Origin of the sequence: Xanthobacter sp. 126 (assembly GCF_000526175.1) — a bacterium.
GTDB classification, from domain to species: domain Bacteria; phylum Pseudomonadota; class Alphaproteobacteria; order Rhizobiales; family Xanthobacteraceae; genus Xanthobacter; species Xanthobacter aminoxidans.
This window is the reverse complement of the sequence record NZ_JAFO01000001.1, coordinates 4,379,388-4,404,944: the sequence shown is the minus strand read 5'-3', so window position 1 is coordinate 4,404,944 and position 25,557 is coordinate 4,379,388. Positions and strand designations below refer to the sequence as shown.

The 25,557-nt window shown below is 68.5% G+C and carries 27 protein-coding genes; 23 read left to right on the top strand and 4 right to left on the bottom strand.

Annotation, left to right across the window (positions count from 1 at the left end):
• The first annotated feature begins 113 nt into the window (after positions 1 to 113).
• The 9 genes from XAN126_RS0120860 (at position 114) to XAN126_RS0120820 (ending at position 8,627) form a co-directional block, all read left to right on the top strand.
• Positions 114 to 899 (top strand): ABC transporter permease, encoded by a 786-nt coding sequence (locus tag XAN126_RS0120860; RefSeq protein WP_024280498.1) that lies wholly within the window; start codon positions 114 to 116, stop codon positions 897 to 899.
• Positions 896 to 1,678 (top strand): ABC transporter permease, encoded by a 783-nt coding sequence (locus tag XAN126_RS0120855; protein ID WP_024280497.1) that lies wholly within the window; start codon positions 896 to 898, stop codon positions 1,676 to 1,678. The genes XAN126_RS0120860 and XAN126_RS0120855 overlap by 4 nt, the downstream gene beginning before the upstream one ends.
• A 9-nt stretch (positions 1,679 to 1,687) precedes the next feature.
• Positions 1,688 to 2,479 (top strand): ABC transporter ATP-binding protein, encoded by a 792-nt coding sequence (locus XAN126_RS0120850; RefSeq protein ID WP_024280496.1) that lies wholly within the window; start codon positions 1,688 to 1,690, stop codon positions 2,477 to 2,479.
• A gap of 82 nt (positions 2,480 to 2,561) precedes the next feature.
• Positions 2,562 to 3,665, top strand: a complete 1,104-nt coding sequence (locus XAN126_RS0120845; RefSeq protein ID WP_024280495.1) for an ABC transporter substrate-binding protein — start codon at positions 2,562 to 2,564, stop codon at positions 3,663 to 3,665.
• Between the two features lie 47 nt (positions 3,666 to 3,712).
• A complete protein-coding gene (gene hisD / locus XAN126_RS0120840; RefSeq protein ID WP_024280494.1) occupies positions 3,713 to 5,026 on the top strand; it encodes a histidinol dehydrogenase in 1,314 nt (437 codons plus the stop codon).
• Positions 5,027 to 5,029: 3 nt separating this feature from the next.
• Complete coding sequence (locus XAN126_RS0120835; RefSeq protein ID WP_024280493.1) at positions 5,030 to 5,791, top strand: SDR family oxidoreductase; 762 nt, start codon at positions 5,030 to 5,032, stop codon at positions 5,789 to 5,791.
• A 23-nt stretch (positions 5,792 to 5,814) separates the two neighbouring features.
• The gene (locus XAN126_RS0120830; protein WP_024280492.1) at positions 5,815 to 6,810 is read left to right on the top strand and encodes an alcohol dehydrogenase catalytic domain-containing protein; all 996 of its coding nucleotides are present in this window, start codon (positions 5,815 to 5,817) and stop codon (positions 6,808 to 6,810) included.
• Positions 6,811 to 7,050: 240 nt separating this feature from the next.
• Positions 7,051 to 7,338 carry a UxaA family hydrolase gene (locus XAN126_RS0120825; protein WP_024280491.1) on the top strand — a complete coding sequence of 96 codons (288 nt, stop codon included), beginning with the start codon at positions 7,051 to 7,053 and terminating at the stop codon, positions 7,336 to 7,338.
• Between the two features lie 8 nt (positions 7,339 to 7,346).
• Positions 7,347 to 8,627, top strand: a complete 1,281-nt coding sequence (locus XAN126_RS0120820; RefSeq protein WP_024280490.1) for a UxaA family hydrolase — start codon at positions 7,347 to 7,349, stop codon at positions 8,625 to 8,627.
• Positions 8,628 to 8,717: 90 nt separating this feature from the next.
• On the opposite strand, the gene XAN126_RS0120815 is transcribed toward XAN126_RS0120820, so the two are convergent.
• Both XAN126_RS0120815 and XAN126_RS0120810 read right to left on the bottom strand, forming a co-directional pair.
• Complete coding sequence (locus XAN126_RS0120815) at positions 8,718 to 9,722, bottom strand: Ldh family oxidoreductase (RefSeq protein WP_024280489.1); 1,005 nt, start codon at positions 9,720 to 9,722, stop codon at positions 8,718 to 8,720.
• Positions 9,719 to 10,654: a hydroxyacid dehydrogenase gene (locus XAN126_RS0120810; protein WP_024280488.1), complete on the bottom strand. Its 936-nt coding sequence runs from the start codon at positions 10,652 to 10,654 to the stop codon at positions 9,719 to 9,721. The genes XAN126_RS0120815 and XAN126_RS0120810 overlap by 4 nt, the downstream gene beginning before the upstream one ends.
• Positions 10,655 to 10,852: 198 nt before the next feature.
• Here XAN126_RS0120810 and XAN126_RS0120805 point away from each other — a divergent pair, with 198 nt between their 5' ends.
• The 3 genes from XAN126_RS0120805 (at position 10,853) to XAN126_RS0120795 (ending at position 13,660) form a co-directional block, all read left to right on the top strand.
• Positions 10,853 to 11,650, top strand: a complete 798-nt coding sequence (locus XAN126_RS0120805; protein WP_024280487.1) for a GntR family transcriptional regulator — start codon at positions 10,853 to 10,855, stop codon at positions 11,648 to 11,650.
• Positions 11,651 to 12,003: 353 nt separating this feature from the next.
• The gene (locus XAN126_RS0120800) at positions 12,004 to 12,774 is read left to right on the top strand and encodes an ABC transporter ATP-binding protein (RefSeq protein WP_024280486.1); all 771 of its coding nucleotides are present in this window, start codon (positions 12,004 to 12,006) and stop codon (positions 12,772 to 12,774) included.
• Positions 12,775 to 12,835: 61 nt separating this feature from the next.
• Entirely contained in the window at positions 12,836 to 13,660 is an 825-nt protein-coding gene (locus tag XAN126_RS0120795) for an ABC transporter permease subunit (protein WP_245272395.1), read from the top strand.
• 33 nt (positions 13,661 to 13,693) lie between these two features.
• Here XAN126_RS0120795 and XAN126_RS0120790 read toward each other — a convergent pair whose 3' ends face one another.
• Positions 13,694 to 14,446 (bottom strand): GntR family transcriptional regulator, encoded by a 753-nt coding sequence (locus tag XAN126_RS0120790; protein ID WP_024280484.1) that lies wholly within the window; start codon positions 14,444 to 14,446, stop codon positions 13,694 to 13,696.
• Positions 14,447 to 14,670: 224 nt separating this feature from the next.
• Between XAN126_RS0120790 and XAN126_RS0120785 the strand changes: the two genes are divergently transcribed.
• From XAN126_RS0120785 to XAN126_RS0120735, 11 genes are all read left to right on the top strand, one after another.
• A complete protein-coding gene (locus XAN126_RS0120785) occupies positions 14,671 to 15,693 on the top strand; it encodes an ABC transporter substrate-binding protein (protein ID WP_024280483.1) in 1,023 nt (340 codons plus the stop codon).
• A gap of 91 nt (positions 15,694 to 15,784) precedes the next feature.
• A complete protein-coding gene (locus tag XAN126_RS0120780; protein WP_024280482.1) occupies positions 15,785 to 16,561 on the top strand; it encodes a succinate dehydrogenase/fumarate reductase iron-sulfur subunit in 777 nt (258 codons plus the stop codon).
• Entirely contained in the window at positions 16,558 to 16,902 is a 345-nt protein-coding gene (locus tag XAN126_RS0120775; RefSeq protein ID WP_024280481.1) for a succinate dehydrogenase, read from the top strand. Before XAN126_RS0120780 ends, XAN126_RS0120775 begins: the two co-directional genes overlap by 4 nt.
• On the top strand, positions 16,899 to 17,279 hold the full coding sequence (locus XAN126_RS0120770; protein WP_038225333.1) for a succinate dehydrogenase: 381 nt from the start codon (positions 16,899 to 16,901) through the stop codon (positions 17,277 to 17,279). Before XAN126_RS0120775 ends, XAN126_RS0120770 begins: the two co-directional genes overlap by 4 nt.
• A gap of 2 nt (positions 17,280 to 17,281) precedes the next feature.
• Entirely contained in the window at positions 17,282 to 18,013 is a 732-nt protein-coding gene (locus XAN126_RS0120765) for a sulfite exporter TauE/SafE family protein (protein ID WP_029877516.1), read from the top strand.
• 9 nt (positions 18,014 to 18,022) lie between these two features.
• On the top strand, positions 18,023 to 18,895 hold the full coding sequence (locus tag XAN126_RS0120760; RefSeq protein ID WP_024280478.1) for a fumarate hydratase: 873 nt from the start codon (positions 18,023 to 18,025) through the stop codon (positions 18,893 to 18,895).
• A 14-nt stretch (positions 18,896 to 18,909) separates the two neighbouring features.
• The gene (locus tag XAN126_RS0120755) at positions 18,910 to 19,521 is read left to right on the top strand and encodes a fumarate hydratase C-terminal domain-containing protein (RefSeq protein WP_024280477.1); all 612 of its coding nucleotides are present in this window, start codon (positions 18,910 to 18,912) and stop codon (positions 19,519 to 19,521) included.
• Positions 19,518 to 21,248, top strand: a complete 1,731-nt coding sequence (locus tag XAN126_RS0120750) for an FAD-binding protein (RefSeq protein WP_024280476.1) — start codon at positions 19,518 to 19,520, stop codon at positions 21,246 to 21,248. Before XAN126_RS0120755 ends, XAN126_RS0120750 begins: the two co-directional genes overlap by 4 nt.
• Entirely contained in the window at positions 21,245 to 22,921 is a 1,677-nt protein-coding gene (locus XAN126_RS0120745; RefSeq protein WP_024280475.1) for a thiamine pyrophosphate-binding protein, read from the top strand. Before XAN126_RS0120750 ends, XAN126_RS0120745 begins: the two co-directional genes overlap by 4 nt.
• Positions 22,922 to 23,008: 87 nt before the next feature.
• Complete coding sequence (locus tag XAN126_RS0120740) at positions 23,009 to 24,016, top strand: ABC transporter substrate-binding protein (RefSeq protein ID WP_029877514.1); 1,008 nt, start codon at positions 23,009 to 23,011, stop codon at positions 24,014 to 24,016.
• 158 nt (positions 24,017 to 24,174) lie between these two features.
• Positions 24,175 to 24,357: a hypothetical protein gene (locus tag XAN126_RS0120735; protein ID WP_024280473.1), complete on the top strand. Its 183-nt coding sequence runs from the start codon at positions 24,175 to 24,177 to the stop codon at positions 24,355 to 24,357.
• Between the two features lie 9 nt (positions 24,358 to 24,366).
• Here XAN126_RS0120735 and pta read toward each other — a convergent pair whose 3' ends face one another.
• Positions 24,367 to 25,446 (bottom strand): phosphate acetyltransferase, encoded by a 1,080-nt coding sequence (gene pta / locus XAN126_RS0120730; protein ID WP_024280472.1) that lies wholly within the window; start codon positions 25,444 to 25,446, stop codon positions 24,367 to 24,369.
• Between the last annotated feature and the right edge of the window lie 111 nt (positions 25,447 to 25,557).

The window sequence follows — 25,557 nt, the reverse complement described above, 5'->3', positions numbered from 1 at the left end:
TCGGGGTCTCGATGATAGCTTTAATGTAAGCGCTTGCATTATCCGCCAACGAGGAGGAGATGCAGCCTGCCGATGCTCCCGCAGATGGAGCACGCAATGACGGGAGGAGACGAATGCCGCTCGGGCGCAGGTCCGCCATCGGCGTGACGACGCTCGGCTTGCTGGTGCTCGCGTGGTTCATGGCCACCGGCGCCAACGGGCTGATCTCACCGGGACGCTTCCCGACGCCGGCCGATACGTGGACGGCCGCGCTGCAGGCCACGGGGCGGGGCTACGGCGACGCGACGCTGGTCGTGCATGTGCTGCAATCGCTGAAGCTGGTGGCGCTGGGCTTCGTGGTGTCGGTGGCGGTCGGGGTGCCGCTGGGCCTCCTGATGGGCACCAGCGCAACGGCCGAGGCGGTGCTGAACCCGGTGTTCATGCTGCTGCGCCCCATTCCACCTTTGGCCTGGATCCCGCTCGCCATCCTGTGGTTCGGGCTCGGGGACACGGCCAAGATCATGGTCATCTTCTTCGCCGCCTTCGTGCCTTCGGTCATCAATACCCAGGCCGGCGTGCGCACCATCGAGCGCCCCCTCATCGAGGCGGCGCGCATGCTCGGCACGCCGCACGGCCGCTTCATCCGCGAGGTGGTGGTGCCCGGCGCGGCGCCGATGATCTTCACCGGCCTGCGCCTGTCATTGCAGGCGAGCTGGACCACGCTGGTGGCGGCCGAGCTGGTGGGCGCCCTCGCCGGGCTCGGCCACCTGCTCAACCTCGCCCAGCAGGACCTTTATCCCGGCATGATCCTCGTGGGCATGATCTGTGTCGCCATCTTCGGCGCGCTCACCACCGCTCTCTTGGGCCTCGTCGAGCGCCGCACCCTGACCTGGGTCCGCATCAAGGGAGAGACGGCATGACCGGCGCGCTGGACCCTGCCAGGCGCATGGTGCTGGGCCTCGCCGGTCTTGTCGGCTTCTTCGGCCTGTGGGCGCTGGTTGCGGCGAGCGGGCTTGTGGGCAAGGCCTTCCTTCCCGGCCCGCTGGAGGTGGCCGAACGGCTCGTGACGCTGCTCCACACTTCGTTCGCGGGGGGCACGCTGCCGCAGCATCTCGCCTCCAGCCTCCAGCGCTTTTCCGCAGGCTACCTGCTGGCGGCGGCGGTGGGTGTGCCGCTGGGCCTGCTCATGGGGCGCTTCCGGCTGCTCGACGATATCGTCTCGCCGCTGTTCGACGCCCTGCGCTTCATCGCCCCCATCGCATGGGTGCCGTTCGCGGCGCTGTGGTTCGGCACCGGCTTCGGCGGCCCCGTCCTCATCATCTTCTCCGGCGCCTTTCCTCCCTGCCTGCTCAACGCCTATCGCGGTGCCCGCCAGGTGGAGCCGCGCTACATCGAGGCCGCCGAGATGCTGGGCACGCCGACCCATCGCCTGATCCTGGAAGTGCTGCTGCCGGCGGCCACCCCCTCCATCGTGGCGGGCCTCAGGATCGGCGCCGGTCTCGGCTGGCAGTCTCTGGTGGGGGCCGAGCTGATCGTGGCCTCCACCGGCGTCGGCTACATGATGGTGCAGGCCCAGAGCGGCGTCGCCACCGCGACCGTGATGGTCGGCATGGCGGCCATCGGCCTCGTCGGCGTCCTCATCGACATCGCCCTTCGTGCCCTCGAGGCGCGCATCCACAACCGCCTCGAGCGAGCCTGAGAGGACAAGATGAGCTCCATCCGCTTCGATGCCGTGAGCAAGAGTTTCGGCGCCGGCCAGGTGAAGGCGCTGGACGACGTGGACCTTGCCATCGCCGACAAGGAATTCGTCGCCATCGTCGGCCCCTCCGGCTGCGGCAAGACCACCTGCCTGAGGCTCGCCGCGGGCTTCGAGTTTCCCACTTCCGGCCGCGTGCTGGTGGGCAATGCCGAGGTGCGCGAGCCGGGGCCGGACCGGGCTGTAGTGTTCCAGCAGTTCGCCCTCTTCCCCTGGAAGACGGTGGTCGAGAATATCGAGCTGGGCCTGCGCAACCGGAACATGCCCCGCGAGGAGCGGCGCATCCGCGTCATGGAGGCGGTCGAGCTGATCGGCCTCAATGGCTATGAGGGCGCCTATCCGCACCAGCTCTCGGGCGGCATGCAGCAGCGTGTGGCCATCGCCCGCGCCTATGTGCTCGATCCCCAGGTCCTGCTGATGGACGAGCCCTTCGGTGCCCTCGACGCGCAGACCCGCGTGGTGATGCAGGAAGAGCTGGTGCGCCTCGCCCGGCGCAATCCGCGCACGGTGCTGTTCATCACCCACGGCGTGGAAGAGGCGGTCTATCTCGCCGATCGCGTGGCGATCATGACCCGCCGCCCCGGCCGCCTGAAGGAGATCGTGGACGTGAAGTCGATCCGCGAGGCCGAGGGCTGGGAGCGCTACAGCCGCATCGAGGACGTGATGGACCTCGAATCCTTCGTCCACCTGCGCACCCACATCTGGCGATCGCTCCGCGAGGAAAAGACCGGCGTCGCGCACTGACGGCGTCGAAAAAGGGAGCAGGGCGCCCCGGCGCGCGCTCCAGAACAGGCCGGACCACCGGCAACACCAGGGAGAGACACGCATGACCAAGGTCAAGGACACGCCGTTCAAACGCCCCGCGCGCAGGCACGCCTTCCTCGCGGCGGCGCTCGCCACCCTCTCGGCAACCCTGGTCGCTCCGGCCGCACCGGCACGGGCGGAGGGGCTGACCAAGATCAGCATCTCCTACCAGCCCTCGCTCTACTGGGCTCTGCCCTTCTACATCGCCGCCGAAAAGGGATGGTGGAAGGAGGTGGGGCTCGACGCGACCTTCGTCACCTTCCCGGCGGGCGCACCGCAGGTGGCGGCGGCGCAGGCGGGCTCGTGGGACGTGGGCGGCACCGGCTCGGTTCCGGCGGTGTTGGGCGCCGCGCGTTTCGGGCTCGTCACGGTGGGCATCACCAACGACGAATCCAAGACCAACGCGCTGATGACCCGCGCCGACAAAGTGGCGGCGCTGCAGAAGGATCCCTCCGCCCTGAAGGGGCAGAAGCTGCTGCTCACCACCAATTCCACGGCGGACTATGCGGCGCGCAACTGCCTCGCCAAATGGGGGCTGAAATCCTCCGACATGCAGTTCGTCAATCTCGGCCAGGCGCAGATCATCTCCGCCGCCATGGCCAACACTTCCGAGGTGGTGGGGGTATGGGCGCCCTACACCTACACGCTGGAAGAAAAGGCCGGCGCCAAGGTGCTGTGCTCCGGTGCGGATGCCGGCGCCATCGTGCCCGGCGCGCTGGTGGTGCGTCCCGCCTTCGCCAAGGAGCACCCGGACCTCGTGGCCAAGGTGGCCGCCGTCTACCTGCGGGCCTGGGGCTGGGCCAAGGCGCATCCGAAGGAGGCGCACGCCATGACCAAGGCCTTCTATGCCATCGGCGGCGTCGAGGCCTCGGATTCCGCCATCGACCAGGAGTTCGCCCTGCGGCCGACCTTCGCGCTCACCGAACAGCTCCGCCTCATGGATCGCACCAAGGGACCGTCCGCCCTCGACGGCTGGCTCGGCCGGATCGGCGCCTTCATGGCGGAGGTAGGCACCATTCCCGCGGCACCCGAGGCGAAGTCTTACGTGGACGACAGCTTCATGCGGAGGGTCGCGGCCGACCCCAAGCTCAAGGCCTTCGCCACCGAATTCGACACGACCAACTAGAGCCCGGACGGCAGGACGTCTCCTCCCCGGCGCCATGGAGCATTGAAATGGCCATCGAATACCTGAAGCGCGCGAGCAAGACCCCCGAGACCGAGACGGGAACGGCCCGCGAGGTCGTCACCGCCATGCTGGGCGAGATCGAGCGCCGGGGCGAGGAGGCGGTCCGCGAGTATGCCCTCAAGCTGGACAAGTGGGACGGCCCCATCCTCGTCACCCGCGAGGAGATGGAGCGCCGCGCCCGGGAGGTGCCCGATCAGGTGCGCCGCGACATCGCCTTCGCCGCCGATCAGGTCCGCCGCTTCGCCGACGCCCAGCGCGAGAGCGTGAAGGACTTCTCGGTGGAGCTTCTGCCCGGCCTCACCGCGGGGCAGAAGCTGGTGCCCTGCAATGTCGCCGGCTGCTACGTACCCACCGGGCGCTATGCCCACATCGCGTCCGCCTACATGTCCGTCGCCACGGCGAAGGCGGCGGGCGTCGGCACCGTGGTCGCCTGCTCCACGCCCTACCGGGCAGGCGGCATCCATCCTTATGTGCTCTATGCCATGATGGTGGCCGGTGCGGATGTGGTGATGACGCTCGGCGGGGTGCAGGCCATCGCCGCCATGGCCTACGGCCTGTTCACCGGCAAGCCGGCGGACATCATCGTCGGCCCCGGCAACAAGTTCGTCGCCGAGGCGAAGCGCATGCTGTTCGGCAAGGTGGGCATCGACGTGTTCGCCGGCCCCTCCGAGGTGGCGGTGATCGCCGACGAGACCGCCGATCCCCTGATGGTGGCGGTGGACCTCGTGGGCCAGGCCGAGCACGGCCACGAGAGCCCCGCATGGCTCTTCACCTCGTCCCGCGCGCTGGCGGATGAGGTGATGCGCAGCGTGCCCGGCCTCATCGCCGATTTGCCGCCCACCGCACGCGATGCGGCGGCCGCCGCCTGGCGCGACTATGGCGAGGTGATCGTCTGCGACACCCGCGAGGAGCTGGTGGAGGTGTCGGACCGCTACGCCTCCGAGCATCTGGAGGTCCACGCCGCCGACCTCGGCTGGTGGCGCGAGGCCCTGACCAACTACGGCTCGCTCTTCCTCGGCGAGGAGACCACCGTGGCGTTCGGCGATAAGACATCCGGCCCCAACCACATCCTCCCCACCAAGTTCGCGGCCCGCTATTCGGCCGGGTTGTCGGTGCACAAGTTCCTGAAGCCGCTCACCTGGCAGCAGATGAGCCGCGACGCCTGCAAGACCATCGCCCAGGTCACGGCCCGGATCTCGCGGCTGGAAGGTATGGAGGCGCATGCGCGCACCGGGGATTACCGTCTCGCCAAATACTTCCCCGGGCACAATTTCGACATGGGCGTGCCGGTGGACGCCTGAGCCATGTTCAATCTGTCTTCTCTGTTCGACCTGTCCGGCCGCACCGCTTTGGTGACGGGCGGAAGTTCCGGCATCGGCCTCGCCATCGCCGCGGGGCTGGGGCAGGCGGGGGCCGGCGTGGTCCTCGCCGCCCGCCGCGCGGCGGAGCTGGACGCCGCCTGCGCCGATCTCGCCCGCAACGGCATCGCCGCCCGCGCCATCGTCGCCGATCTTGCGGCGGATGACGGGGCCGAGCTTCTGGCCGAAGCGGCCGGCGCGGGCATCGACATCCTCGTCAATGCCGCCGGCATGAATTTGCGCCAGCCGTTCGGCGCGGTGACGCGGGAGGCCTTCGACCTGCACATGGCCGTGCATGTGCGCGCGCCGTTCATGCTGGTGCAGAAACTCGCGCCGGCCATGGCGGGGCGGGGGTGGGGGCGCGTGCTCAATATCGCCTCGCTGCAATCCTTCCGCGCCTTTCCCAATTCCGCGCCCTATGGCGCGGCGAAGGGCGCCATCGCCCAGCTCACGCGGGCCATGGCGGAGGAATGGTCCCGCCATGGCATTACCGCCAACGCCATCGCCCCGGGCTTCTTCCCCACCGCGCTCACCCAGGCGGTGTTCGAGGACGAGGCGCGCGCCGCCCACAATGCGGCCCAGACTGCCATCGGCCGCAATGGGCGGCTGGAGGATCTGGTGGGTCCCGCCGTGTTCCTCGCCTCCGACGCCGGGGCCTACGTCACCGGCCAGGTGCTGGCGGTGGACGGCGGCTTCACCGCCAAATAGCGCCCCGAGATGAAAGCCCGATCATGAAAGCTCTGGTCTATACTGGCCCCTACCGGCTGGAGTTCCGCAGCGAGCCCGAGCCTCTGCCCGCCAACGACGAGGTGCTGGTGCGGGTGGAGGCGGTGGGTGTCTGCGGCTCGGACATGCACGCCTATCACGGCCACGACGCGCGGCGCCCGGCACCGCTGGTGCTTGGCCACGAGGCGGCGGGGCGCATCGCCTCCGGGCCGCGGGCGGGACAGCGCGTCACCGTCAATCCGCTGGTCACCTGCGGCACCTGCCCCGCTTGCGAGGCGGGGCGCGCGCATTTGTGCCCCGACCGGCAGATCCTCTCCATGCCGTCGCGCCCCGGCGCCTTCGCCGAGCTGGTGCGGGTGCCGGAGCGCAATCTGGTGCCTATCCCCGACGATTTCCCCGTCGCCCATGCCGCGCTCGCCGAGCCGGTGGCGGTGAGCTACCACGCGGTGAACCAGGGCGCGCGCCTCCTGGGCATGCCCCTGTCCGCCGCCCGCTGCCTCGTGCTCGGGGGTGGGGCCATCGGCCTTGCGGCGGCGCTGGTGATGGCCATGCAGGGAGCCGCCGAGATCTTCGTCGCCGAACACAACGCGGCGCGGCGGGCCACGGTGGAGCGCGCCGGCCGTTTCCGCTGCTACGCGCCGGAGCAGGGCGGAGAGCCGAAGGACGGCAGCATCGATCTCGTGATCGATGCGGTGGGCGCGGTCGCGACCCGCGCCGCGGCCTGCCGTCTCGTGCGGCCGGGGGGTGTCATCGTCCATGCGGGGCTTCTGCCCGGTACGGAGGGGCTCGACATCCGCCGCATCACGCTTCAGGAGATCATCGTCTCCGGCACCTATTGCTACACGCCCGCCGACTTCCGGGCGACGGTGGATGCTCTCGCCTCTGGGCGCCTCGGTTCCCTCGGCTGGATCGAGGAGCGCGGATTCGCGGAGGCCATTTCCGCCTTCGCCGACATCGATGCCGGCCGGACCGGCGCGGCGAAGATCGTCCTGCGGCTCTGACCGCCGACGCGCCCCGGCCGGTCCGGGGCGCTTTCCTCATCCCTAGATCCCATCCCCGCCTGCGGCACCGGCGCAGGCGCCGGTGCCGCGCGGCCAGGCCCGCTCTTCATTCGAAAAAACAGAAAGAACGCCGGGACCCGACGGACCGCTTGACAGGGTTTTGTTCGCAGTTTTATGTACTATATCTTATATAAGACTTGGCCGACACAGGCCGGCCGAGACGACAAGGAGGAGGCAAGCGTGAGTGCGCCGCAACTGTTGGTTCACGAGAAGAAGGACACCGTGGGTGTCGTCGTGGTGGAAGGCCTGAAGGCCGGCACCGACATGCTGTGCGTGGTGACGCACGACAATTCGGCGTTCCACCTCACCTCCAAGATGGACGTGCCCATCGGCCACAAGGTCGCCCTCACGGACATCAAGGCCGGGGACACCATCTGGAAGTACGGCCAGGACATCGGCATCGCCAAGGCCGACATCGTCAAGGGCGAGCACGTCCACATCCACAATGCCAAGACCAAGCGCTGGTGAGGGAAGAAATGTCCAACATCGCCATGTTCCACGCCCAGACCGCGCCCAACCCCTTTCGCGGCGGCGCGCCCGACCAGCTCATCACCAAGGCGACTCCCAAGGCGCTCGCCTCGGCCGACTATGCCAACGCCACCGTCCGCGGCTGGCGCCGCGAGAACGGCCGGGTGGGCGTGCGCAACCACGTCGTCATCCTGCCGCTCGACGATCTCTCCAACGCCGCCTGCGAGGCCGTGGCCGCCCATGTGAAGGGCACCATGGCGCTGCCCCACGCCTATGGCCGCCTGCAGTTCGGCGAGGATCTGGAAATCCACTTCCGCACCCTCATCGGCATCGGCTCCAACCCGAACGTCGCTGCCGTGGTGGTGATCGGCATCGAGGACCAGTGGACCAACCGCGTGGTCGAGGGCATCGCCAAGACCGGCAAGCCGGTGGTGGGCTTCGGCATCGAGCTGAACGGCGACATCGCCACCGTGGCCAAGGCCTCCTACGAGGCCAAGCGCTTCGTGCAGTGGGCCAACGAGCTGCCGCAGGAGGATTGCCCCCTCTCCGACCTGTGGATCTCCACCAAGTGCGGTGAGAGCGACACCACCACGGGCCTCTCCTCCTGCCCCACCGTGGGCAACATGTACGACAAGCTGATCCCGCACGGCATCTACGGCGTGTTCGGCGAGACCTCGGAAATCACCGGCGCCGAGCACCTGTGCAAGGAGCGCGCGGCCACGCCGGAAGTGGCCGAGAAGTGGTTCAAGATGTGGAAGTCTTACCAGGACGACGTGATCGAGGCCCACAAGACCGACGATCTCTCCGACAGCCAGCCTACCAAGGGCAACATCGCCGGCGGCCTCACCACCATCGAGGAGAAGGCGCTGGGCAATCTCGAGAAGATCGGCCGCGAGTGCCGCTACATCGATGCCCTCGAGCCCGCCGAGGCTCCGGCCAAGGGTCCCGGCCTCTATTACATGGACACCTCCTCCGCGGCGGCCGAATGCGTGACGCTGATGGCGGCGGCGGGCTATGTGATCCACACCTTCCCCACCGGGCAGGGCAACGTGATCGGCAATCCCATCGTCCCGGTCATCAAGATCTCGGGCAACCCGCGCACCATCCGCACCATGGGCGAGCATATCGACGTGGACGTGTCGGGCGTGCTGCGCCGGGAGATGACCATTCCGGAGGCCGGCGACGCGCTCATCGACATGATCGTGCGCACCGCCAACGGGCGCCTCACGGCGGCTGAATCCCTCGGCCACCGCGAGTTCGTGATGACCAAGCTCTACCGCAGCGCGTGATGGCAGGGCGGCCGGGAGCGGCCGCCTTCGCCCTGCACGAAAAAGGGCCGCCGGCAGGATATGCCGGCGGCCCTTTTCTGTTTCCCGATCTCAGATGGCGGAGCGGCGCTGGAGGTCTTCCAGCAGATCGGCGGGGATGGTGATGCCCTCGGCCTCGCTCACGGCCCGCGCCTTCAGCCGCCGCTCGCCGGGCAGGCGCGTTCCCTCCTGCCCCAGGATGGCGTCAAGCAGCCGTTCGAGCCGGACGAGATAATCCGGCCCGCCCAGCTGCACCGGGTCCATCACCAGGAACAGATGGCCGATGGCGGGGGAGGGACCCTCGGCGGTGAAGAAGGAGGCTGCCTCGAAGCCGAACTGTCCGCCGGTCAGCGCGGCTGCGAGGATTTCCACCATCAGCACCAGCGCCGCTCCCTTGGCATCGCCGATGGGCAGCATGGTGCCGGCCAAAGCAGCCTTGGGATCGGTGGTGGGGTTGCCCTGCGCATCGAGCGCCCAGTCGTCGGGAATGGCATTGCCGCGCTGGGCGGCCACCATGATCTTGCCCCGCGCCGCCTTGCTGAGGGAGGCGTCGATGACGAGGGGCGCGGCATCCTTGCGCGAGGTGGCGAAGGCGATGGGATTGGTGCCGAACACTCCGGCCTGCCCGCCCCACGGCGCGATGGCCTGCGGCGAGTTGGAGAAGGCGAGGGCCGCCAGCCCCCGCTCCGCCATCTGCTCCACGTGATGGCCCATGACGCCCGCGTGGTGCGAGGCGAACACCGATACCGCGACGATGCCGCTTTCGGCGATGCGGCCGGCGGCGGCATCGAGGCCGGCGGCGATGGCGGGGAAGGCGAGGCCCTCGCGCGCATCCACCCGCAGGGTGGAGACGGAGGTCCATTCGAGCGCCGGCTCCGCCTGGCCCTTCACCTTGCCGGAGCGGATCTGGTCCGCATAGGCCGGCAGGCGGGAGAGGCCGTGGCTGGCGATGCCGTCCGCGTCTGCCGCCACCAGGGCCTCGGCGGTCGCATCCGCCGCCGTGCGGCCAGCGCCGGCCGCGATCAGCACCGCGCGGGCGAGGGCGCGGGCCGCGTGGAGGGAAAGTTGCTCGCTCATGCCGCCTTCTCCTGAAGCACCTGCGCCACCGCGATGGCCACCGCCTCGCTGACGCGCACGTTGGATTCCACGGTGACGCCCGCAATGTGCGGGGTGAGAATGAGGTTGGGCACGCCCTCGAGCGGGCCGCCGCCGGGCAGGGGCTCCGTCTCGAACACGTCCAGCATGGCGCCGGCGAGCCGCCCCGCCTTCAGCGCCTCGGCCAAAGCCGCCTCGTCCACCACACCCCCGCGCGCGGCATTGATGAGGACCGCATCCGGCCGCATGCAGGCGAGGGCATCGGCGCCGATGAGGCCGCGCGTCTCGGCGGTCAGCGGCACATGGAGGCTCACCGCATCGGCTTCCCGCAGCACCGCGTCGAGCGATGCCGGGCGCGCGCCGTTTGCGACGAAGGCGGGATTGCCGGCATCGAGGAAGGGATCGTGGGCGATCACGTCCATGCCCAGCGCCACGGCGCGCCGCGCCGTCTCTCGGGCGATTGCGCCGAAGCCAACGAGGCCGAGAGTGCGGCCGGATGTTTCCCGCCCCATGAGGCGTGTGCGCGGCCAGGCGCCGCCCGCCACCTCGGCGGAGGCGTGGTAGGCGCCGCGCAGCAGCATCATCACGCCGCAGATGACATATTCGGCCACCGCCAGATCGTTGGCTCCTGTGGCCGGGCGCACGGCGATGCCGCGGGCGCGACAGGCCTCCACATCGATATTGTCGAGGCCGACCCCGAGCCGCCCCACCACCTCCAGCCGGGGCGCCGCCGCGAGCAGCGCTCCGCGCACCTGTGTCCGGTTGCGGACGATGAGGGCGCGCGCATCCTTGAGGAGGCTGTGGAGGGCATCGGGCTGGTCCACCAGCGCCGGATCGTAATGGACCGCGTGACGGTCGCGCAGCTCGGCGAGCGCCGCCTCGTCCATGAACTCGGTGACGACGATGTCGGGCATGGGCGTTTCCGGTTGTCGTTTTCGGATATTGTCGTTCTGGGCGCGGAACGAGGGCATTGCGTGCGCTTCTATTCCGTTATCATATATAAGATATGAGACTGACGGGTGTTGCAAGCTCCACGGGGGGAGATGCAAGCCGGGCCAGCCGCACCTATAAGCGTCGGAGACGGACGCGCCGGACCAGGGGGCAAGACCATCGTGAGCAAGCCAAGCATTGCCGCCGGGGCCGAGCCCCGCAGGGCGCAGGAAAGAAGCCCGGCCGGCGCCGCCCATCGCGGCGAGGGCGAAGGACTTGAATCCAAGCCGCTCTACCGGCAGGTCCGCGAGACCCTGATCCGCCGCATGGTGGATGGCGTGTGGGCCCCCGGAGAGCCGCTGCCCAGCGAGATCCAGCTCGCCGCGGAACTCGGGGTCAGCCAGGGCACGGTGCGCAAGGCGCTGGACGAGATGGCGGCGGAGAACATCGTGGTGCGCCGGCAGGGCCGGGGCACCTTCGTCGCGCGCCACGACGAGGAGCGCATCCTGTTCCAGTTCTTCAAGCTGGTGGGGGATGACGGCGAGCGCCACTTCCCGGAAAGCCGGGTGCTCGGCATCGAGCGGGCCAAGGGCACGGCCGCCGAATGCGCCGCCCTTGCTCTGCCGCGCAACGGACGCGTCCTGCGCATCCGCCGCCTGCGCACGTTCGACGGCGCGCCGCTCATCATCGAGAGCCTGATCCTGCCCGACCAGATGTTTCCCGGCCTCGCCGATGCGCCCGTGCCGAACAATCTCTACGGCCTCTATGCGCAGCGCTACGGCATCACCGTGGCGCGGGCGCGGGAACAGCTGAAGGCCGTTGGCGCGGATGCCGATACTGCGGTCATGCTCAATGTGGAGCCCGGCGCGCCGGTGCTGCTCATCGACCGTCTCGCCTATTCGCTCGACGGCACGCCGGTGGAATGGCGCATCAGCTTCTGCCTGACAGCCGGTTTCCACTATCTCTCCGACCTGACCTGATTTTCACAAATCATTGATACGAATGGATCTTGCGGCGTGAGGTGGCCGTGGGAGTGGCGCGACAAAACTTATGTCTTATATATGATAGTAGATGGCCTTTACAGGCCTACCGGCCTTGTCTATCGTCATCACACCTGAGGCGGTGCGACAGGCGTCCGCAGCCAGCAGGAAGAGCCGAAGAACGGCGGGGCGGATGCGCCATTTCGCTCGCCCCGACCGCGGGATCCCAACAGACACGACAAGGCCTGCCGCCCCGCCAAGGGGGGCAGGCACCATGAAGACCGGGAGCAGAAACGACGCCTCGCCAGAACGGCCAATAAAGGCCGCGGCGACAGGTCCCAAGGGAGGGATGCATGGGTTCGCAGAAACCTCTTCTGGAGGTGAGTGGCGTAACGCTGCAGTACAAGACGCCGAATCTACTCGTCACCGCCACCTACAGGGTGGATTTCAACGTTCTCGAGGGAGACCGCTTCATCCTGCTGGGGCCGTCCGGCTGTGGGAAGTCCACCCTGCAGAAGGCCGTCGGCGGCTACATCACGCCCACGGAGGGCGAGATGCGCCTCAAGGGGCAGGTGATCCGCGCCCCCGGGCCGGACCGCATGATGGTGTTCCAGGAATTCGACCAGCTGCTGCCCTGGAAGACCGTGCGCCAGAACGTGGCCTTCGCCCTCACCGCCGCCCGCAAGCTGAAGGGCAAGGAGGCGGACGAGCGGGCCATGCACTATATCGAGAAGGTCAACCTCACCAAGTTCGCGGATACCTATCCGCACATGCTCTCCGGCGGCATGAAGCAGCGCGTGGCCATCGCCCGCGGCATGGCCATGGAACCCGACATCCTCTTGATGGACGAGCCCTTCGCCGCGCTCGATGCGCTGACGCGCCGGAAGATGCAGGACGAGCTGCTGCAATTGTGGGCGGACACCCGCTTCACCGTGCTGTTCGTCACCCATTCCATCGCCGAGGCCATCAAGATCGGCAACCGAATCCTCCTGCTCTCGCCCCATCCCGGCCGGGTGAAGGCGGAGATCAACAGCACCACCGATCCCAAGGACGCCGCGCTCCTCGAGCAGCGTATCCAGCACATGCTGTTCGCCGACGAGGCGAAGGAGATCATCGATGCCTGAGGTCGCCACCCTGAAGGTCATTCCCATCACCGAGCCGCGTCCGGAAATCTATCGCGAGGACATGCCGGCCGACGCCATGACGGTGGTGGAAAAGCCGCTTTCCACCTGGGAGCTGCTCTACAACTGGAGCTTCTTCCGCAAGCTCATCATTCTCGCCGCGCTGGCATTGGCCTGGGAGATCTACGGGCGCGTTCTCGACAACGACCTGCTGTTTCCAACCTTCAGCGCCACCGTATCCGCCTTCTTCACCAACGTGATGAACGGCGTTCTGCCGGAACGTGCCTGGGGCTCGCTCCGGGTGCTGCTCATGGGCTACGCCATCGGCATCACGCTGGCGGCGGCTTTGACCGCGCTCGCCATCGCCTCGCGCATCGGCACGGACTTCCTGGAGACCATGACCTCCATGTTCAATCCGCTACCGGCCATCGCGCTGCTGCCGCTGGCGCTGATCTGGTTCGGGCTCGGCACCGCCAGCCTCGTCTTCGTGCTGGTGCATTCGGTGACATGGGCCATCGCCCTCAACACCCACTCCGGCTTTCTCTCGGTGAGCCGGACGCTGAAGATGGTCGGCCGGAACTACGGGCTGAGGGGGCCGCGCTTTATCGCCACCATCCTCATCCCGGCGGCGTTTCCTTCCATCCTCACCGGCCTGAAGATCGGCTGGGCGTTCGCATGGCGCACGTTGATCGCGGCGGAGCTGGTGTTCGGCGTGTCGTCCGGGTCCGGCGGCCTCGGCTGGTTCATCTTCGAGAACAAGAACATGCTGGATATCGCCAACGTGTTCGCCGGTCTGCTCACAGTCATCCTCATCGGTCTCGTGGTGGAAAACCTGATCTTCCAGACCATCGAGCGCCACACCATCCAGCGTTGGGGCATGCAGGCCTGAGCGGTTTCGGTAGGCGTGAAGCTTGGACCGCCCTTACTCAAGGGCGGTCCTGTACTTGAGGTGGGCGGTGAAGCTCTCGCGATATTCCACGCGCCGCCCATTGAGGGCGTGGGCGACGCGCCGCACCTCCAGAACCGGGGCGCCCGTCGCGATGCCGAGATGCTGCGCCATGGTGGCATCCGCCACCGCCATGCCCACCTCATCCTCGGTGCGCATGATGGTGACGCCGCAGCGCTCCTGGTAGAAGACGTACACCTCCTCCACGATATCTTCGCCGGTCTCCAGCTCCAGCGCGGCGAAGGTCTGCGCCGGAAGCGCCAGGCGCTCGTAGACCAGCGGCTGGTCCTTCTCGCTGCGGATGCGGGTGAGCGCCAGCACCTTGCCGTTGGCATCGAGATCGAGCTGCCGGCGCTCTTCGGCGCTGGCCGCGCGCACGGTCTGGGTGAGGAGATGGGCCACCGGATCGAGCGGGCGTCCATCCCCATGCACGAAGCGCAGGAAGCGGAAGCGCGACTTGGCGCTGGAGTGGGGCACCACCCGCGTGCCGCGTCCGTGCTGGCGTTCCAGAAGCCCGTGGATCACCAGTTCCTCGGTGGCCTTGCGGATGGTGCCGATGGACACGCCCAGCTCGCCGCAGAGCTGCTGCTCGCTCGGCAGGTAGCCTCCGGGCTTCCAGACACCGTCGATGATGCGCTTCAGCAGCAGGTCGCGCGTCTGCTGGTAGAGAGGCCGCGCCTCGATGGCCGCGGAACGGGCGCTGGTGGGGGGGACGGATTCCGATGTCATATATATGACCTAAGACTATTGACACCTGTCTTGCCGAGGGTACTCTGCCCCTGCCGACACTCAATCGGAAAATGGTCGCGCGCCGGATCGAAGCCGAGCGGACATGTCCATCGGCCTTTGATCCCGAAACGAAAACAAGACCGCACGCCTTGAGCGCGCGGCAAAGGCAGCCCCAGGCGTGCCGGCTGCGAGGCGCCAGGGAGTCTGCCACCAGGGAGAACGCAATGGGTCTCTTCTTCAAACGCGCGGCCGTGTTCGCCGCCGCAGCGCTTGCCCTCGTTCCGCTGTCGCTCGCCACAGGGACGGCGCGCGCGGAAACCGGAACGGTCCGCCTCGCCAAGCAGTTCGGCATCTCCTATCTGCCGATGACGGTGATGGAGGAGTTGAACCTCATCGAGAAGCAGGCGAGCGCCACGGGCTTCGCGCTGAAGACCGAATGGCTGCGTTTCACCGGCGGCTCGGGCATGAACGAGGCCCTCATCTCCGGCAATCTGGATATCGCCGCCGGCGGCGTTGGGCCGATGCTCACCATCTGGGCCCGCACGCGCGGCAATCTCAAGGTGAAGGGCATCGCGGCGCTGAACGCCATGCCGCTCTACCTCGTCTCGGTGAACCCGAACGTGAAGACCATCAAGGACTTCACCTCCACCGACAAGATCGCCCTGCCGGCGGTGAAGACCTCCATCCAGGCGGTGACGCTGCAGATGGCCGCCGAGCAGGCCTTCGGCGCGGGCCAGCAGAACAAGCTGGATTCCCTGACCGTCTCGATGGGCCACCCGGACGCCCAGCTCACCATGATGGGCGGCAAGTCCGAGGTGACCGCGCATTTCGGCTCTTCCCCCTTCCAAGAGCTGGAGCTGAAGGACCCGCGCGCCCACAAGGTGCTGGACAGCTATCAGGTGCTCGGCGGGCCGCACACCTTCAACGTCATCTGGGCCACCGAGAAGTTCGCCACCGAGAACCCCAAGGCCCTCGCCGCCGTCCTCGCCGCGCTGGAGGAGGCCAATGCCCTGATCCGCAAGGATCCTGCCGCCGTGGCCGCGCTGTGGATCAAGGCCGAGGGCTCCAAGATGAGCGTCGACGAGGCGGTGGCCATCATCAAGTCGCCGGAGAACGAGTGGACCACCACCCCGAAGAAGGTGCTGTCCTATCTCGATTACATGCACCGGGCCGGCCTCGTCGGCGCCACCACCAAGGACTGGAAGGACATCTTCTTCCCCGCCATTCACGGCGCGCCGGGGGGCTGAATATCTCCTTGGCCGGGCGCGCGGCCATCACGCGCCTTCCCGTCGCGGGCGGCAGCCTGCGGCGTCTCAAGAAGCCTTCAGGACGAACGACATGACCAGCACGAGCCAGAACGGGCGGCCGGCGGCAGCGCCGGCCGAGGAGACCCTGCGTGTCCGCGTGTGGCGCGGCCAGGCCGACGGCGCCTTCGAGGACTTTGCGGTGCCGCGCCGCGCCAGCCAGACCGTTCTCGACGTGGTGACGGAGATCCAGCGCGCGCAGGACCCGACGCTCTCCTACCGCTTCGCCTGCCGGGTCGGCATGTGCGGCTCCTGCGCGATGGTGGTGAACGGCCGGCCGCGCTGGACCTGCCGGACCCGCGTCTCCGAAGCGGTGGACGGCGATATCCTCGTGCTGGAGCCCCTGCGCAACCTGCCGATCGTCAAGGATCTGACGGTCGACATGGTCCCCTTCTTCGAGAAATGGCGCGACGCTCACGGCGCCTTCGAGCCGGGGGAGGCCCCGCCCTCAGATTTCGCGCCGGTACGGCCCGACAGCCCGAAGCGGAAGGCCGCTGACGCGGGCGTCGAATGCATCAATTGCGGCGTGTGCTATTCCGCCTGCGACGTGGTGGCCTGGAACAAGGATTATCTCGGCCCGGCCGCCCTCAATCGCGCCTGGACGCTGGTGAATGACGAGCGCGACCGGGGCAATGCGGCGCGGCTCGCCGCCGTGTCCGGGGACGTGGGCTGCCACTCCTGCCACAGCCACATGAGCTGCACCGAGTTCTGCCCCAAGGATCTGGCGCCCACCTACGCCATCGCCGGCCTCAAGCGCGCCACCGCGCCCTCGCCGATCGGCCGCCTCCTCGCGCTGCTGGTGAAGTCATGAATCCCCTTCTCTACATGGCCCAACGCGGCACGGCCGTGGTGCTGGCGGTCGCGGTGGCGGTGCATCTCGCCACCATGGTGCATGCCGTGCGCGGCGGGCTCAGCGCGGCGGAAATCCTGTCGCGCACGACCGGCAACGGCTGGTTCCTCGCGTTCTACTGTGTGTTCGTCTGCGCCGCCGCCATTCACGCCCCCATCGGCCTGCGCAGCGTGATCCGTGAATGGACCGGCTGGCGCTCCCGCTCCCTCGACATGGCCATGCTCGCCTTCTCGGCCGTCATCATCGTGCTGGGGCTGCGCGCGGCGCTGGCGGTCTACCAGCCGGGAGGAATGGTACCGTGAAGCAGTCTGCTCTCACCTCCACGACCCGCCCCGGCCTGCGCGAGGCTTCCCACCTGAAACCGGGCTTCATCGCGGCGCTGCTCCATCGCCTGTCGGGCGTGGCGCTGGCGGTGTTTCTGCCCATGCACTTCATCGCGCTAGGCAACGCACTCTCGGGCGCCAACGCGCTCGACAGCTTCCTGTCCGTCACCCACAGCCCGCTGGTGAAAATCGCCGAATGGGGCCTCGTGAGCGCCCTTGCCGTGCATATGGCCCTCGGCCTCCGGGTGCTGGCCATCGAGTGGTTCTCCTTCCGTGGCCACACCGCCGGAGTGGTGGCGGGTGCCATCGCGACAGGGCTCGCCGTGGGGCTCCTCTTCCTGCTGAGCGGGTGGTGAGCATGCTCGGTATTCCGCTCGCGACCCTTTCCATTCTCTGGGCCGGCGCCTTTCTCGGTGCGCTGGCGGCGGGCGGGGCAGGCTTTGCCTTCGCCCTCGCCGCCTCCGCCATCTGGCTGCACGCGCTCGACCCGATCCAGACCACCGCTCTGATCGTCGCCTGCGGCAGCATCCTGCATCTCACGCTGGTCTGGCCCATCCGCCGGTCCATCGACGGCGTGCGCCTCGCGCCCTTCCTCGTCGGCGCTTTGGTGGGGGTGCCGCTGGGCGTCCTCGTGCTCACGGCGGTGAACCCCGCGCCGCTGAAGCTCGCTCTGGGCCTCGGCATGGCGGCCTACGCCCTCTATGCGCTGCTCGCGCCGCGCCTTCCGGTGATCGTCGCCGGTGGCCGGTGGGCCAATGCGGGCATCGGCTTCGTGGGGGGCATCCTCGGCGGCCTCGGGGGCTATTCGGGGGTCGTCCCTACCATCTGGACCCAGCTGCGCGGCTGGCCGAAGGAGGTGGCGCGCGGGGTGTACCAGCCCTTCATCCTGTTCGCGCACGTGGTGACGCTGGCCGCCGTGGGAGTGGTGGGCATAGACGGCCAATCCTGGCTGCTCATCGTCCTGGCCCTGCCGCCGCTTGCCATCGGCGGCGTGCTCGGCCTCCAGATCTACGGCCGCCTGAACGAGAAGGCATTCAAGCAGATGCTGTCGCTGATGATCCTGATCTCGGGTCTGGCGCTGGTCTTCTAGGAGCACCCCATGGACCTCAACCTCGACGAAGTCGAAAAGATCTGCGCCGACCTCTATCTGCGGGCGCTCCAGCTGCTGCCGCCGGACATCAAGGCCGGCTTCTCGGAACTCCAGCGCACGGAGACGGACGCGACCGGCCAGGCCATCCTCGGCACCATGGTGGAGAACATCAAGGTCGCCGAGCGCACCCGCAACATCCTGTGCCAGGACACCGGCATCCCCATCTACAACATCACCATCGGCCGCAACGTGGCCTTCGACGGGGCAGGGCTGAAGGCGGCGGTGCGCCGCGGCGCGGCGCGCTCGACCAGGGAAAACTCCCTGCGCTCGTCGGTGGTGCATCCCATCACCCGCAAGAACGACCAGAATTCCTGTGGCATCCGCGTGCCGGTGATCCACATCGACTTCGACGACCGGGAGGAGACCGTCTCCATCGAGATGATCCCCAAGGGCTCGGGCTCGGAAAACGGTTCATTCCTCAAGATGCTGCTGCCCTCGGACGGCATCACCGCCGTGAAGCGCTTCGTGGTGGACCGGGTGATCGAGCTGGGCGGCCGGGTGTGCCCGCCCACCATCGTCGGCGTCGGCATCGGCGGCACCTCGGACCTGTGCATGCACCTCGCGAAGATCGCCGCCACGCGGCCCCTGCGCACGGTGTGCGAGGATGCCGAAGGCGCGAAGATCGAGGCCGAGCTGTCCCGCGCGGTGAACGAATTGGGCATCGGGCCGCAGGGCCTCGGAGGGCGGTCCACGTCCTTCGCCGTCCATGTGGAAGTCGCCGCCACCCACATCACCCAGAACCCGGTGGCGGTGAACATCCAGTGCCATTCTGCCCGCCGCGCGCGGGCCACCTTCACCCCCGGCGGCATCGCCTTCAGCTGATCCGGAGCGTCCCGATGGCCCACCATGTCCTTGAAATGCCGGTTGATGCCGATCAGGTCCGCGCCCTGAAGGTCGGCGATACGGTGACGCTCCAGCGCACCCTGTTCGGCATCCGCGACGCCACGCAGATCCACATGTTCGACCGCGGCCGCACCACCCGCCTCGATCTCAAGGGGCATGCGGTGATCCACACCGCGCCCAACGTGCACCGGGTGGAGAAATCCCCCGCCGCGCCCGCCGGCTACACGCCCTTCTGCATCGGCACCACCACCTCCATGCGCATGGAGCGCTTCACCCGCCCGCTGATGGAGCGGGAAGGGGTGCGCCTCATCGTCGGCAAGGGCGGCATGGGTCCGGCGACGTTGGAGGCCTTCCGCGATCTGGGCGGCGCCTATCTTGCCATCGTCGGTGGGGCGGCGGCGCTGGAGACCACGTGGATCGAGGAGATCGAGGACGTGGACATGGATGACCTCCACCCCGAGAGCCTCTGGAAATTCCGCATCCGCGATTTCGGGCCGCTGCTGGTGGGCATGGATGCCCATGGCGGCTCCCTGTTCGACCGGGTGCAGGCGGATGTCGCGAGCCGCCGGGACGCGGTGCTGGCCGGCATCGGAGCCTCCGAATGACCCCCGCCGTCGCGATCCGGGAGACGGACGTCCTCATCCTCGGCTCGGGGGGAGCCGGCCTGTTCGCCGCGCTTCACACCAAGAAGGCCGCGCCCGACCTCGACGTGACGGTGGCGGTGAAGGGGCTTATCGGCAAGTGCGGCTGCACCCGCATGGTGCAGGGCGGCTACAACGTGGCTCTGGCGCCCGGCGACAGCGTCGAGCGCCATTTCATGGACACGGTGGAAGGCGGCAAGTGGCTCAACGACCAGGACCTCGCCTGGACGCTGGTGACCGAGGCGCAGGTGCGCATTCGCGAGCTGGAGACCGAACTCGGTTGCTTCTTCGACCGCAATCCGGATGGCAGCGTCCACCAGAAGGCCTTCGCCGGCCAGACCTTCGATCGCACCGTCCACAAGGGCGACCTCACCGGCATCGAGATCATCAACCGCCTGATGGAGCAGGTGTGGCGGCGCGATGTGAACCGCATGGAGGACCACCGCGCCCTCGACCTCATCCCCGCCGCGGACGGTTCGGGCCTCGCTGGGGTGCTCATGCTGGACATGCGCACCGGCGTTCCGGTGCTGGTGAAGGCGCGCGCGGTACTGCTCGCCACCGGCGGCGGGCCGACCATGTACAAGTACCACACCCCCTCCGGCGACAAGTCCTGCGACGGGCTCGCCATGGCCCTGCGCGCCGGCCTCGCGCTGCGCGACATGGAGATGGTGCAATTTCACCCCACCGGCCTCCTCGCCGGCCCCGGCACGCGCATGACGGGCACCGTGCTGGAGGAGGGCCTGCGCGGCGCCGGCGGCTGGCTCACCGACCGCACCGGCGCGCGGTTCATGCACCTCTATGACCCGCGCGGCGAGCGGGCCACCCGCGACATCGTCAGCCGCTCCATCATGCGCCGCATCCGCGACGGCTATGCCACCGCCCATGGCGGCGTGCACATCGAGATGGGGCATCTCGGCCCCGACCATGTGCGCAAGACCTTTAAGGGCATGGTGGAACGCTGCGCCGACTGCGGCTTCGACCTCGCCGGAGGTCGGGTGGAGGTGATCCCGACCGCCCACTACATGATGGGCGGCGTGGTGTTCGGCGGCAATTGCGGCACCGCCATGCCCCGTCTCTACGCGGCTGGGGAGGACACGGGCGGTGTCCACGGCGCCAACCGCCTTGGCGGCAACGGCGTCGCCAACTCCACCGTGTTCGGCGGCATCGCCGGCGACGCCATGGCGCGGGAGGTGGAGCGCGGGCGTACCCTGGCCGATCCTGATCCGGCGGCCATGGAACACGCGCTGGAGCGTGCCTTCTCTCCGCTGGGCCGCGATGCGCGGGATCTACCCGCCATCCGCGAGGCGCTCTACGAGGCCATGTGGGATGACGTGGGCATCCTGCGCACGGCGCAGGGGCTGAAGCGCGCGCAGGAGACGCTGGGTGCTCTCGGCGATGCGGTCTCCCGCGCCGGCGCGCCGGATGGGGAACGCCGCTACAACCTCACCTGGATGGACCGGCTGAACCTCGAGAATCTGGTGCTCGTCAGCCAGGCCATCACCGCCGCGGCGCTCGCCCGCGAGGACAGCCGAGGCGCCCATTTCCGTGAGGACTTCCCCGAGACGTCGGACCTTGATACCTCGCGCTACACGCTGGTGCGGCAGGAGGCGGGCCGCCTCGACATTTCCACGGCCGCGGTGGCCTTCACCCGCGTCGCTCCCGGCCAGAGCCTGCTGAAGGACGTCGCATGAGCCCCGCACCCGCCCCCACTGCCGCTGTCCCTCTCGCCGCCGCGGGGCAGGACCTCGCTCCGCGCGGTGCGGACCTCGTTGTCCGCGCGCTTGAGGCGCATGGGGTCAAGCGCATCTTTTCCCTGTCCGGCAACCACATCATGCCCGTCTATGATGCGCTGCTGGACACGGATATCGCCCTTGTGCACGTACGCCAGGAAGCGGCGGCGGTGCATATGGCGGATGCCCATGCGCGTCTGACCGGGGAGGTGGGGGTGGCGCTAGTCACCGGCGGGCAGGGCCTCTCCAATGGCGCGGCCGCCTTGTTCACGGCCCTCGGGGCGGAATCCCCGGTGCTTCTGCTGTCCGGCCAGGCCGGCATCGGCGAATTGGGCCGTGGCGCCTTTCAGGAGATGGATCAGGCGGCCGTGGCGCGGCCCATGGCCAAGGCCTCGTGGATGGTGGAGAGCGCCGAAGCGCTCGGCGCTGACATCGCCCGGGCCATCCGCATCGCGCGGGAGGGACGGCCCGGCCCCGTTCATCTCGCGCTGCCGGTGGATCTTCTGGAGCAGCGGCTGACCACATCGCAGCCGCCCGTGACGATTGAGCCGCCGACTGCGCCGGACGCGCAGGCCATCGCAGGGCGCCTCGCGGCGCTGCTCGAGAGCGCGGACCGGCCGCTCATCCTGTGCGGTCCCGCCTTGTGCACGCCGCGTGGACGGGGCTCCATGGCGCGGCTGGAGGCCGCCACGGGCGTTCCGGTGATCGGCATGGAGAGCCCGCGTGGGGTGAACGATCCCGGCCTCGGCGCTTTTGCGGAGTTGCTGGCCGAGGCAGATCTGGTGCTGCTGCTCGGCAAGGCGCTGGATTTCACCCTGAGGTTCGGCGCCCCGCCCGCGGTGGCGGCGTCCTGCCGTTTCGCGGTGGTGGACCCGGACCCGGACCTCTTGGCGCGTGCCGCCAAGGCGAAGGGTCCGCTCCTCGTGGAGCGCGTGGAAGGGGAGGCCGGCAGCGTGCTCGCCGCCCTCGCCGCATCCCCGCCCGCCGCCGCAGCGGCCCGTGCATCCTGGCTGGCGCGGGCGCGGGAGGCGCTGGCCTTCCTGCCGGCGGCCTGGGCGAATGCGCGGGCGGCCTCGGGGCGTATCCATCCGGTGGAGCTGTGCGTCGCGGTGCGCGATTTCCTCGCCCGGCATTCTGACGGGACGCTCGTGTGCGACGGCGGTGAGATCGGCCAGTGGCCGCAAGCCAGCGTCAAGACGCAGAACCGCATCATCAACGGCGTGTCCGGCACCATCGGAGCCTCCATTCCCTTCGCCATCGCGGCCCGGCTCGCCCGGCCGGAGGCGCCGGTGGTGGCGGTGATGGGGGACGGCACCTTCGGCTTCCACATGGCGGAGTTCGACACCGCCCTGCGCGTCGGTGCGCCCTTCATCGCGGTCATCGGAAACGACGCCCGCTGGAACGCCGAGCACCAGATCCAGCTGCGCACCTACGGCGCCGAGCGGACCCGCTACTGCGATCTGCTGCCCACCCGCTATGACGAGGTGGTGGGGGCGCTGGGCGGATACGGCGCTTTCGTCACCGATGCCGCCGACCTGCCTGCCGCCCTCGCCGAGGCCCATGCGAGCGGGCTTCCCGCAGCGATCAACGTGATGATCGAGGGCGTTCCCGCTCCGGTCATCCGGCGCGGCTGAGCCTTAGGCCGCCCAAGACCCGATCCGGGCATCAGACCCGGCGATGCCCGCGAGACGGGCGAGGAAACACAGACGGAGGGCTCAAGGATGATCGCATTCAAACGGAAAGTGGCGGGCGCGCTCGTGCTGCTCGCCGCCATGACGTCGGTCGCGGCGGCGGAGGTGGACAATGTGACCATTGCCCGCCAGCCGAGCCTCGGCCATCTGCCGCTGATGATCATGGAAGACCGTGGCCTGCTGGAAAAGGAGGCGGCGACGCGCGGCGTGGCGAACCTGAAGACCCGCTACATCAAGCTCGCCGGTGGCGCGGCGATGAATGATGCCCTGCTGTCCGGCGCCATCCAGTTCGCCGCCGGGGGCGTGCCGCCTCTGGTGCTGCTGTGGGCCAAGACCAAGGACGGCTCCAATCCGGTGAAGGCGGCGGCCGCCATGAACTCCATGCCGCTCCTGCTCAACACGTCAAACCCCAATGTGCGCTCGTTGAAGGACTTCACGGCGAAGGACAAGATTGCCCTGCCGGCGGTGAAGGTCTCGGTGCAGGCCATGTTCCTGCAGATGGCCGCGGAGAAGGAGCTGGGCCCAGATCGCCGCAACGACCTCGACAAATTGACCGTCACGCTCTCCCACCCGGACGGCATGGCGGCGCTGCTGGCCGGCAATGAGGTGACCGCCCATTTCACCGCCGCGCCCATTCAGGAGCTGGAACTCAGGAAGCCCGGCGTGCACACGGTGCTCAACACCTTCGACGTGCTGGGCCAGCCGTCCACCTTCAACGTAGTGTGGACGACGACGCGCTTCGCCAACGACAATCCGAAAATCTATGCCGCCTTCTTCGCCGCGCTCGAAGAGGCCATCGCCATCATCAACCGCGACAAGTCGGCTGCCGCACGGGACTATGTCCGCCTTGCCGGCGACGGCAGCGAAGTGGCGCTCATCGAGGGTATCCTGAACGACCCGCAGGTGACCTTCACGACCACCCCGCAGGCGATCCAGAAATATGCGGACTTCATGACCCGCACCGGCATGATCGCCGCCACGGCGCAGAGCTGGAAGGACCTCTTCCTGCCCAACGTGCACGACAAGCCCGGAAGCTGACGGAGAGTCAACGCGAAGGGTGCGGCGCCGTCGGACAGCGTGGCACCCCTTGTTTTTCCGCTCATTGTGCGGCGCAGCAGGCGCGATGTTGCGCCGCATTTGGCGACGGATGCGGCTGGGGATATAATGGGCTCTTGAAACGACGCTCGTGACCCCAGATGAACACGCAAGACGAATTGCGAAAGGTTTTCCTGCCGCTTGTGCTGGTGGCGGCGCTGTTTGCGGCCGCGGCACCGCGCGCGGCCGGGCAGCCGGTCTCGCTGTCGGCCGTTTCGAAGGCGCTCGCGCAGTGGGGCGAGGCCTATGCGGCCTCCGAATCCATGCTGCAGCTGGGCAACTGACCCGTCCTTTCAGCCGGCCCGCGTCTCGCCGAGGCTGGCTGCGGCGGGCCGCGAGTTCTGCCAGACACTGTCGATCTTTCCAGACATCGCGACCGGAAGCGTGCGGCCGGCCTGGGCGCAGGTGAGCGCGATCATGTGGAACACGTCGTCCTGCGAGCAGCCGCGGGAGAGATCGTTGGCAGGTTTCGCAAGCCCCTGAAGCACCGGCCCGATGGCCTTCGCCCCGCCGATGCGCTGGGCGATCTTGTAGCCGATATTGGCGGCATCAAGATTGGGGAAGACGAACACGTTCGCATCCCCCCGGATCTTCGATCCCGGCGCCGTCTTGGCCGCGCCGACCGTGGCGACGAAGGCGGCGTCGAACTGCAATTCCCCCTCGATCACCAGATCCGGCTCGGCCTGCCGCACCAGGCGCACGGCCTCCACCACCTTGTCCACGCGCTGATGCCGCGCGCTGCCGTTGGTGGAGAAGGAGAGCATGGCCACGCGGGGCGCCTCGCCGGTCATGGCGGTGTAGGAATGGGCGGCGGCACGGGCGATGTCCGCGAGTTCCGCCGCGTCGGGATCGATGACGAGGCCGCAGTCGGAGAACACATAGGCCCCCTTCTGCTCGTGATAGTCCTCGCACAGGATCATCAGGAAGAAGCTGGAGACGATCTTCGCCCCCGGTGCCAGGCCGATGATCTGGAGCGCGGCGCGCACCGTTTCGGCCGTGGTCGCCACCGCGCCGCCGACCGTGCCGTCGGCATCCCCCTGCCGCACCATCATGGCGGCGAAGGCGAGCGGCTCGCGCATGCGGCGCCAGGCGGTGGCTAGGTCCATGCCCTTGGCGTGGCGCAAGAGGTGCAGGGCCTCGGCATAGGCCTGAAGGCGTGGCGAGGTGGCGGGATCCTCGATGGCAATGCCCCGCACATCACCATCGAGGGCCGCCATCACCTCCTCGCGGGCACCGAGGAGGATCGGCCGGGCAATCCCTTCCCGCGCGGCGCGACGGGCGCCGGCGGCAATGCGCGGGTCGCTCCCCTCTGGCAGGACGATGCTGCGGGGGGCGGCACGCGCGGCGTCGATGATCCGGTCGAGGGCGAGCATGGCCAGCATCTCGGGCTAGAGCACGCGCCGATCTGATTGCATCGCAATCAGATCGGATAACGCGTTCTCATTCCAAACGTCAGAGAGCGATCCGCTCGGATCGCGCTCTGG

What these genes read in the sequence shown, in the direction of transcription:
- XAN126_RS0120780 (WP_024280482.1), top strand. Translation starts at nt 15,785, where the DNA reads ATGACCAGCACGAGCCAGAACGGGCGGCCGGCGGCAGCGCCGGCCGAG.
- XAN126_RS0120775 (WP_024280481.1), top strand. Translation starts at nt 16,558, where the DNA reads ATGAATCCCCTTCTCTACATGGCCCAACGCGGCACGGCCGTGGTGCTG.
- XAN126_RS0120810 (WP_024280488.1), bottom strand. Translation starts at nt 10,654, where the DNA reads ATGCCCGACATCGTCGTCACCGAGTTCATGGACGAGGCGGCGCTCGCC.
- XAN126_RS0120745 (WP_024280475.1), top strand. Translation starts at nt 21,245, where the DNA reads ATGAGCCCCGCACCCGCCCCCACTGCCGCTGTCCCTCTCGCCGCCGCG.
- XAN126_RS0120785 (WP_024280483.1), top strand. Translation starts at nt 14,671, where the DNA reads ATGGGTCTCTTCTTCAAACGCGCGGCCGTGTTCGCCGCCGCAGCGCTT.
- XAN126_RS0120820 (WP_024280490.1), top strand. Translation starts at nt 7,347, where the DNA reads ATGTCCAACATCGCCATGTTCCACGCCCAGACCGCGCCCAACCCCTTT.
- XAN126_RS0120750 (WP_024280476.1), top strand. Translation starts at nt 19,518, where the DNA reads ATGACCCCCGCCGTCGCGATCCGGGAGACGGACGTCCTCATCCTCGGC.
- XAN126_RS0120855 (WP_024280497.1), top strand. Translation starts at nt 896, where the DNA reads ATGACCGGCGCGCTGGACCCTGCCAGGCGCATGGTGCTGGGCCTCGCC.
- XAN126_RS0120835 (WP_024280493.1), top strand. Translation starts at nt 5,030, where the DNA reads ATGTTCAATCTGTCTTCTCTGTTCGACCTGTCCGGCCGCACCGCTTTG.
- XAN126_RS0120755 (WP_024280477.1), top strand. Translation starts at nt 18,910, where the DNA reads ATGGCCCACCATGTCCTTGAAATGCCGGTTGATGCCGATCAGGTCCGC.
- XAN126_RS0120735 (WP_024280473.1), top strand. Translation starts at nt 24,175, where the DNA reads ATGAACACGCAAGACGAATTGCGAAAGGTTTTCCTGCCGCTTGTGCTG.
- XAN126_RS0120765 (WP_029877516.1), top strand. Translation starts at nt 17,282, where the DNA reads ATGCTCGGTATTCCGCTCGCGACCCTTTCCATTCTCTGGGCCGGCGCC.
- XAN126_RS0120800 (WP_024280486.1), top strand. Translation starts at nt 12,004, where the DNA reads ATGGGTTCGCAGAAACCTCTTCTGGAGGTGAGTGGCGTAACGCTGCAG.
- XAN126_RS0120815 (WP_024280489.1), bottom strand. Translation starts at nt 9,722, where the DNA reads ATGAGCGAGCAACTTTCCCTCCACGCGGCCCGCGCCCTCGCCCGCGCG.
- XAN126_RS0120850 (WP_024280496.1), top strand. Translation starts at nt 1,688, where the DNA reads ATGAGCTCCATCCGCTTCGATGCCGTGAGCAAGAGTTTCGGCGCCGGC.
- pta (WP_024280472.1), bottom strand. Translation starts at nt 25,446, where the DNA reads ATGCTCGCCCTCGACCGGATCATCGACGCCGCGCGTGCCGCCCCCCGC.
- XAN126_RS0120860 (WP_024280498.1), top strand. Translation starts at nt 114, where the DNA reads ATGCCGCTCGGGCGCAGGTCCGCCATCGGCGTGACGACGCTCGGCTTG.
- XAN126_RS0120795 (WP_245272395.1), top strand. Translation starts at nt 12,836, where the DNA reads ATGCCGGCCGACGCCATGACGGTGGTGGAAAAGCCGCTTTCCACCTGG.
- XAN126_RS0120760 (WP_024280478.1), top strand. Translation starts at nt 18,023, where the DNA reads ATGGACCTCAACCTCGACGAAGTCGAAAAGATCTGCGCCGACCTCTAT.
- XAN126_RS0120790 (WP_024280484.1), bottom strand. Translation starts at nt 14,446, where the DNA reads ATGACATCGGAATCCGTCCCCCCCACCAGCGCCCGTTCCGCGGCCATC.
- XAN126_RS0120830 (WP_024280492.1), top strand. Translation starts at nt 5,815, where the DNA reads ATGAAAGCTCTGGTCTATACTGGCCCCTACCGGCTGGAGTTCCGCAGC.
- XAN126_RS0120845 (WP_024280495.1), top strand. Translation starts at nt 2,562, where the DNA reads ATGACCAAGGTCAAGGACACGCCGTTCAAACGCCCCGCGCGCAGGCAC.
- XAN126_RS0120740 (WP_029877514.1), top strand. Translation starts at nt 23,009, where the DNA reads ATGATCGCATTCAAACGGAAAGTGGCGGGCGCGCTCGTGCTGCTCGCC.
- hisD (WP_024280494.1), top strand. Translation starts at nt 3,713, where the DNA reads ATGGCCATCGAATACCTGAAGCGCGCGAGCAAGACCCCCGAGACCGAG.